Here is a 4700-nt window from a genome sequence, read left to right on the forward strand (position 1 = left end):
GTCTTAGTTGATAATTAAACTTTACGTTTTGCTTTAATTAAACCCTACAACTCAAAATCAAAAAGTATTATTACAAATCGAAAATAATTTGGGAGTATGATTAAAAACGTGACTTGCCTTACAGTTCCAGTGAAATGTTACACGCATGTAAATTATCGTAAGGCGCTGAAATAAATAAGCTTTACTTAATTTCAACTTTATCAACAAGCAGGTAAGCCTTTGTTAATTAGAGATAAACCAACACTTCCTAGCTTGTTTCAAGAAGAATGCAATGTGGGAATTTGAAATGATTGATCATGAGAATAATAGGAAAGACCTTATTACTCATTAATAAATATTTAATGATGGTTATATATAAGATTCAATATGAATTATAGGGTAAATAGAAAAAGCCAGCATTATAGGTAGCATAAAAAAGCCTACTCAATCTATGAGTAGGCTTTAGTTATTCTCTTGGAAAAATAGAGTAATTAAAATTCAGTGACGAATAGCCATATTAAATAGGAATCGGCTCCTACTTCGTGAATGTTTCATTAGTATTTACATCTAGATAAATTTTGTTTTCAAGAGACAACCCACCACAATAAATAAAATAAACGTCTCGGTTGCTGTATTTAACTGATTTAACCCAACCGCCTAACTCTTCAAAATCACTTGGGTCGCACTCCCCTTCAGAGATAAGTTTAGCTACCGTGTTGCGGAACTTCTCTTGATGGAGCTTCAGATCATCGGATTTAGATAAGTATGAATCTAGTATCTCTCTGTTTTCTTGCTCAGAGATAATCACTTCATCACTAGATAGCCCAGACATTGAAATCCATTCCGCCGTCTGTGGTCCGCCTTCCTTTAAAACAATATAGTCAGAGATACGAGCCCATTCGCCTTGCTTCTCTAGTAGTTCGACCTTTTCACCCTTATAAAGATAGTCGGTTATCAAACCATCAATTTCGGGCTGCTCGACTACTTTTAGTTTTCTATCTAAAACGTAGAACTCAGTCTGTTCTGGCTCAGGCTGAGTAGTAGTGAGGGATGCAAGGTCAGATTCAGATTGCGCCGCGACTTCAACAGCCGGCGCTTCCTCTTTCTCTGGCGGAGTGGGGTCTTTTTTCATGACGAAGAAATAGTATGCAGCCCCTCCTCCGCCCAATATTAATAACACAAGTAAAGCGATCAGCGCTTTTTTCATCAAATCCACCAGCTCTTCCGTTTTAGGTATGTTTCAAGTGTACATCAACTCATGTTGCTGCTCATCTATACTCTTAATAGAGAGCGAGTTAAGTAGAGGTAAATCATGAATTTTTTGGTGAAGGTTGTCATTATAAGTGTACCTCTGAGTGCCGATATCGCGTTAGCAGACCATTGTGACCGTGAAAACTGGCAAACACTGTTAGATCGCCAGTTATCATTTGAAGAACGCTATAATCAATACACCAAAGAATTTAACCAAGTTCTCTCGACCTATGAATCACAAACGTTGCTATCTAAACATTTCAACGAAAAGCAGATCATTGGGCTTTGGGCAAAGTACGAACAAAGATTTAATGTGCAGCTCAATAGTCATATGCATACCGCTTATGATGTCTCTGAGGTTCTATTAAAACAAGCGTATATTGTGTCTACAGAACTAGATGGAGCGGAGTCTCTAACGCATTCGTGGCAAACCATAGCTAAACACTGCGCTAAAGCAAGACTACCGCGTCAAACAGAAAGTGCACAGGTACATGTACAAAGCTCACAATCACTCTCGCAAGATCTTCATACACTCAGTAAAAAATTTCGTCAGCTCTCTTCAAAATACCGTAAAGAAGCGACGATGATTGACGAAGCTCGCCACACAAACCAACCGATAAACGATGTACAAAACTAAAATGATTACTCACTTGCTTAACTTGATTATCCCAATAATCATAGTTCGAACAAACCAACACATTCAGAAATACAATCAATCAAAGCTTTATCAATAAGTTGTAAAACTAATGTGGTAACTATCAACAATGACGTTCAATTTCCGACCAATGCAAGCGACTATGTGAGATATTCATCACAAAATAGATTTACAAACGCCAGAAAATTGTTATCATGATTATTCATATAACTTAATAACAAGAAATATTTTGGCTAGGTAATATGCAAAAAACTATGGCTTTCAACTGCTTGAGTAACACGGAAGGGACTGCAGAGATAAGAGGTAAACTTTTATCTGTCGCTAAACACATGGAAGAGTTCGGTTCAGTAAGTGAGCTAGAGCTATGTAAGATATTTGGAGAGACGATTTGGAATGACGGTGTGGATTATCATTCACATGCTTTTTCATTCAGAATCAACGCTCAAACCGGGGATTGTTCAATCTCTAACTTTAAGTATCACTAAGTTTTGCACCTATCATATACGGAGTACCTTTCACGAGGTGCTCCGTTTTTTATTGTTGCGTATCCGCATTCGTCAGATAGCCGTTAATAGCGACCGTACTTCCTATTAGTCATAAAATCATTTCGTTTTCAGCTCATGTCATCGGGCAGCGTGTCACCTACCTACGGCTTAGTCGGTATAAACTGTTAGTTCGTATAGCCCGTTTGTTCGTATAAACAGTCAGTCCGTATAAACCGGAAGTGGCGCATTGCCTTTCACTTGCCTAATCGCAAGATGGGTATGTATGTCTTTTACGTTGGAGAGTCGCTGTAGCTTTCTGGTAAATGCTTCGTAAGCCATCAAGTTAGGGCTGACAACTTCTAACAAGTAATCATAAGCCCCAGATACAACGTGGCAGCTGATGACCTCTTCCATCTCGACAACAGCACTTTCAAATTTATCAATCGACACTTCTTGGTGGTTGTTCAAGCTCACCTCAACAAACACGCTCATTGCGATGCCGACCTGTTCCCGTGACAGGCTCACACGGTAACCATCAATAATCCCTTTTTCTTCCAGTCTTTTGATGCGCCTCGCGCACGGTGAAGCCGATAAGCCAACTTCATCAGCTAACTCAGCGGTGGTTAGCCTGCCGTCTTTCTGAAGCAACTCAAGAAGATGTCTATCAATCCTATCCATAGCAAATACCAATTATTGGTTAAATTCGTTAACAATTGGCAAGATATTAGCAGAAATCATCAACTACAACTCAAGTTAGAACAAAACTTGCCAACCTATGGCACACCAAGTACCCCATAATTAATCATCATTCACTTTCCTTGTTTATTATGAAGCTTGGCTATTTATCAATTACTGTCACTCTGCTCATCTGGGCGAGCTTTTTCCTTTCTCTTAAAGGCGGCGCAAATTCAGATTTAACACCTGCAGACATCGCACTGACTCGATTCCTCATGCCAGCATTGGCGTTATTACCTTTGGTGTGGAAAGCACGTAGCACGATCGCTGCTGTCCCGAATCGATACTTGGCCGGTATGTTTGTGGGGTGCGGGTTACCTTATTTACTCGTTGCAGGAACAGCCATGCAGTTCGTTCCGGTATCACACGGGAGTGCTTTAGTTCCGGGAACGCTTCCTCTATTCGTAACAGGGATCGCGGTACTCTTTTTTAAGCAGCCGCTTAGCCGACACCGTGTCGTTGGTTTAGGTCTGGTTTCGCTTGGGATATTGTTGTTTCTGGGAAGTAGCTTAAGCAGCTTCAACTTTGAATATACCAAAGGTCACGTGTTGTTTTTGTTTGGCAGTTTGATGTGGGCGACTTTTACCATCTCAGCACGTGTTGCCAACCTTAATGCGCTCGTGAGTGCAGGTTTTATCTCATTCTGTTCCACCTTGCTGTTGCTGGTCCTTATCCTTACAGGAACCCTCCCTAGCCATTTAATGAGCACACCAATTGCTCAATGGCCAGTCACAGAGCTTGCCGTACATTCAGCGGTGCAAGGCGTCGGTGCAGGCTTAATAGCGGCATTCACTTATCTATATGCTGTTAATACACTAGGAGCAGAACGCTCAGCCGCTTTTGGTAGTGCAACACCTGCTGTTGCAACCTTGTTGGCGATCCCACTGTTCAACGAAATTCCGGATACGATGACTTGGTTAGCGCTTGGTTCAATTTGTATCGGCAGCTTGGTCGCGAGCAACATTTTCATGAGAAACGACCAGTCTATGCAATATCAACCGCCAAGCCATAGCAAAGCCTGATACTGCGTTCAAACCTAAATACAGTTTCCCTAAACATCAATTTTAGGGCTTGTAGTACATAGATAAGCCTACAAACGTAGGCTTATCTAAAATCTGCTTTTTCTGAACTCGCTTCTCCATTAAACTGTCTGACCTTTTTGCAGATCCAAGAGAACACCATGCAACGCGATTACACTTTAACTTGCTTAAACAACATGCCTCGTGAAGAACTAGAAGAATTTAGTTTAAGAATGATTCATCGCCTTGTCCCTGAAGATGCAATGACGGAACTGTTTACGTTCGAACAGGAAGAAGTGACCAATGAAGAGCGTATGCAATCAGCGAAGTTTGATGCGATGCTGCGAATGACAGCAATCGCGCTGAGTGAAGTGAATCTTGCGTTTAGTGAGTCGGATAACTCACAGCAAAACATCGAGCGCATGACTCGACTGTTGCTTTGGCACTTCTATGCAATGTCGTTCAACCTTGAACAAGCGATCAGCCTTGAAACTCACTGTGACAAAGTCGAGAAGATTTTGTTGAAAGCACCGACAGAAGCATTTGGTTGGGTAAAAGAGCTCACAGAGTTGCTGC

The 4700-nt window shown here is 41.1% G+C and carries 6 protein-coding genes; 4 read left to right on the top strand and 2 right to left on the bottom strand.

Annotation, left to right across the window (positions count from 1 at the left end):
* Positions 1 to 514: 514 nt before the first annotated feature.
* Positions 515 to 1195 (bottom strand): SH3 domain-containing protein, encoded by a 681-nt coding sequence (locus AB4496_RS26800; RefSeq protein ID WP_102258331.1) that lies wholly within the window; start codon positions 1193 to 1195, stop codon positions 515 to 517.
* A 96-nt stretch (positions 1196 to 1291) separates the two neighbouring features.
* Here AB4496_RS26800 and AB4496_RS26805 point away from each other — a divergent pair, with 96 nt between their 5' ends.
* Both AB4496_RS26805 and AB4496_RS26810 read left to right on the top strand, forming a co-directional pair.
* Positions 1292 to 1867: a hypothetical protein gene (locus AB4496_RS26805; RefSeq protein WP_017097491.1), complete on the top strand. Its 576-nt coding sequence runs from the start codon at positions 1292 to 1294 to the stop codon at positions 1865 to 1867.
* A 260-nt stretch (positions 1868 to 2127) separates the two neighbouring features.
* Complete coding sequence (locus AB4496_RS26810) at positions 2128 to 2370, top strand: hypothetical protein (RefSeq protein ID WP_009845471.1); 243 nt, start codon at positions 2128 to 2130, stop codon at positions 2368 to 2370.
* A 219-nt stretch (positions 2371 to 2589) separates the two neighbouring features.
* Here the strand turns inward: AB4496_RS26810 and AB4496_RS26815 are convergent, their stop codons facing one another.
* Positions 2590 to 3048, bottom strand: a complete 459-nt coding sequence (locus AB4496_RS26815; RefSeq protein WP_009845472.1) for an Lrp/AsnC family transcriptional regulator — start codon at positions 3046 to 3048, stop codon at positions 2590 to 2592.
* Positions 3049 to 3197: 149 nt separating this feature from the next.
* On the opposite strand from AB4496_RS26815, the gene AB4496_RS26820 reads away from it, so the two are divergent.
* On the top strand, positions 3198 to 4127 hold the full coding sequence (locus AB4496_RS26820) for a DMT family transporter (RefSeq protein WP_009845473.1): 930 nt from the start codon (positions 3198 to 3200) through the stop codon (positions 4125 to 4127).
* 158 nt (positions 4128 to 4285) lie between these two features.
* Positions 4286 to 4700, top strand: a 415-nt coding sequence (locus tag AB4496_RS26825) for an exoribonuclease R (RefSeq protein WP_372132951.1), incomplete at its 3' end; no start/stop codon positions are given.

This window comes from Vibrio sp. 10N.222.46.A1, assembly GCF_041473595.1.
GTDB classification, from domain to species: Bacteria; Pseudomonadota; Gammaproteobacteria; order Enterobacterales; family Vibrionaceae; genus Vibrio; species Vibrio tasmaniensis_A.

Excerpts from the sequence above, each read along its gene's own strand:
- AB4496_RS26820 (WP_009845473.1), top strand. The coding sequence starts at position 3,198 with ATGAAGCTTGGCTATTTATCAATTACTGTCACTCTGCTCATCTGGGCG.
- AB4496_RS26810 (WP_009845471.1), top strand. The coding sequence starts at position 2,128 with ATGCAAAAAACTATGGCTTTCAACTGCTTGAGTAACACGGAAGGGACT.
- AB4496_RS26805 (WP_017097491.1), top strand. The coding sequence starts at position 1,292 with ATGAATTTTTTGGTGAAGGTTGTCATTATAAGTGTACCTCTGAGTGCC.
- AB4496_RS26815 (WP_009845472.1), bottom strand. The coding sequence starts at position 3,048 with ATGGATAGGATTGATAGACATCTTCTTGAGTTGCTTCAGAAAGACGGC.